General features: G+C 73.1%; 1 protein-coding gene. It reads left to right on the top strand.

Annotation, left to right across the window (positions count from 1 at the left end; genetic code table 11):
• Positions 1–6 precede the first annotated feature (6 nt).
• A partial coding sequence (locus V6M57_RS11570; RefSeq protein ID WP_332815144.1) for a baseplate J/gp47 family protein occupies positions 7–2,219 on the top strand: 2,213 nt, incomplete at its 3' end.

Here is a 2,219-nt window from a genome sequence, read left to right as displayed (position 1 = left end):
CGCGAGATGAGCGACTTCAGCCTGGCGCTGGCCGACGCCATGGCCACCTCGCTCGACGTGCTGAGCTTCTACACCGAACGCTACGCGCAGGAACACTACCTGCGCACCGCCACCGAGCGCCTCTCGGTGCGCGAGATGGCGCGTCTGATCGGCTACCGGCTCGCGTCCGGCGTGGCCGCCAGCACCCACCTGGCGTTCAAGCTGCTGGAGGCGCCGGGCGCCGCGCCGCCCGAGCCGATCCAGATTCCGGTGGGCACGCGGGTGCAGAGCGTGCCCGGCCAGGACGAGACGGCGCAGAGTTTCGAGACCGTGGCCGAGGTTCCCGCACGGGTGCAGTGGAACGCCATGCCGGTGCAGACCCGGGTGCCCTGGCGGCCCCAGTCGGGCGACACCGAGCTGTGGCTCGACGGCCTGGCCACGCAGCTGCAGCCGGGTGATGCGATCCTCATCGTGGGCAGCGACCGCATCAGCGACCCCGGCGGCGAACACTGGGACGTGCGCGTGCTCAGCGCGGTGCTGCCCGACAACGCCAACGCCCGCACCCGCGTGGTGTGGCAGCACCCCCTGGGCAGCGCGTTCCCGCCCATGAGCCCGGCCGGCGTGGGCGTGGAGGTGCACGCGTTTCGCCAGCGCACGGCGCTCTTCGGCCACAACGCGCCCGACCCCAACCTGCTCAGCGGTCGCGGCTCCAACCTGGCGCAGAAGATCGACAAGAGCACGCCCTCGAACTGGACATGGAAGCAGTTCCACATCAACGAGACCACGGTGGACCTGGAGAGCGCCAACCCCAAGATCACCGCCGGCACCTGGTTCGCGCTGGTGTCCAACGAGGCCGGCCTGGGCAGCGCCGATCTGCCGGGCTACACCGAGCTCTACCGCGCCCAGAGCGTGAGCCAGCTCAGCCGCAACGACTTCGGCGTCTCGGGCAAGACCACCCGCATCACGCCCGACACCACCGAAAACCTGAGCGCGGCCCGCTTCGGCCTGCGCAACACCCTGGTGCTCGCGCAGAGCGAGCGCCTGGCCACGGTGGACACGCCGCTGTTCCACCCGGTGCAGGGCGACGCGCTTACCCTGGGCCAGCGCGTGGAAGGCCTGCTGCCCGGCCAGGCGCTGGCGGTCTCGGGCACCCGGCAGCGCATCGCCATCGCCGCGGGCGCCAAGGGCCTGTCGCTGCAGCTCACGCAGGGCGGCAGCGTGGCGCTGACCGAGGGCGACGAACTCTTCATGACCGCGCCGGCCAGCCGCCTGCTGTTCTTCACGGCCATCACGCTCGGCGCCGAGGCCTTCACCGCGCTGCTCGGCCAAGCGTCGGCCCGGCTGCGGCTCGCCCTGATGGACCGCGACGGCCGCAGCGGCACGCTGGTGGCCAAAGGCCACGAGCTGCGGCTGGCGCCAGCGCGCAAGGACGACCCGCTGGTGCGCGAGATCGCCCACATCGCCGACACCGAGCAGGCCGTGCTGCTGGCGCGCGACCACACGCAACTCAAGCTCGACGCCGCGCTGCGCCACGTCTACGAACGCGCCAGCGTCCGGGTCAACGGCAACGTGGCGCCCGCCACGCACGGCGAAACGGTCGAGGCGCTGCTGGGCAACGGCGACGCGGGCAGCGCGGGCCAGCGCTTCGTGCTGAACCAGGCGCCGCTGACCTACGTGAGCGCCCCCACGCCCAGCGGCGGCGCGTCCACGCTGGAGCTGCGCGTGGCCGACGTGTTGTGGACCGAGGCGCCCACGCTCTACCAGGCCAGCCCCGCCGCCCGCGTCTACCAGACGCGCCAGGACGACGACGGCCTGACCACGGTGGAGTTTGGCGACGGCGTGGAAGGCGCGCGCCTGCCCAGCGGGCAGAGCAATGTGCGCGCGCGCTACCGCAAGGGCCTGGGCGTGGCCGGCAACGTGGCCGCGGGCCAGCTCACCACGCTGCTGTCGCGCCCGCTCGGCGTCAGCGAGGTGGTGAACCCCGAGCCCGCCACCGGCGGCGAAGACGGCGAGCTGCTGGAGCGCGCGCGCGAAAACGCCCCGCTGACCGTGCTGACGCTGGAGCGCGCGGTCTCGATCACCGACTACGCCAGCTTCGCGCGCGCCTTCGCCGGCATCGACAAGGCCCACGCGCTGTGGATTCCCGCCGGCCCCGCGCGCGGCGTGTTCCTCACCATCGCCGGGGTGGACGGCGCCGTGGTGCCGCCGTCGGGCGCCACCTTCGCCAGCCTGGGCGCGGC

Origin of the sequence: Ramlibacter sp. (assembly GCF_036676645.1) — a bacterium.
GTDB lineage: Bacteria > Pseudomonadota > Gammaproteobacteria > Burkholderiales > Burkholderiaceae_C > Ramlibacter.
Note: the sequence above shows the minus strand (reverse complement) of the source record. Positions and strands in the feature narration are given on the sequence as shown.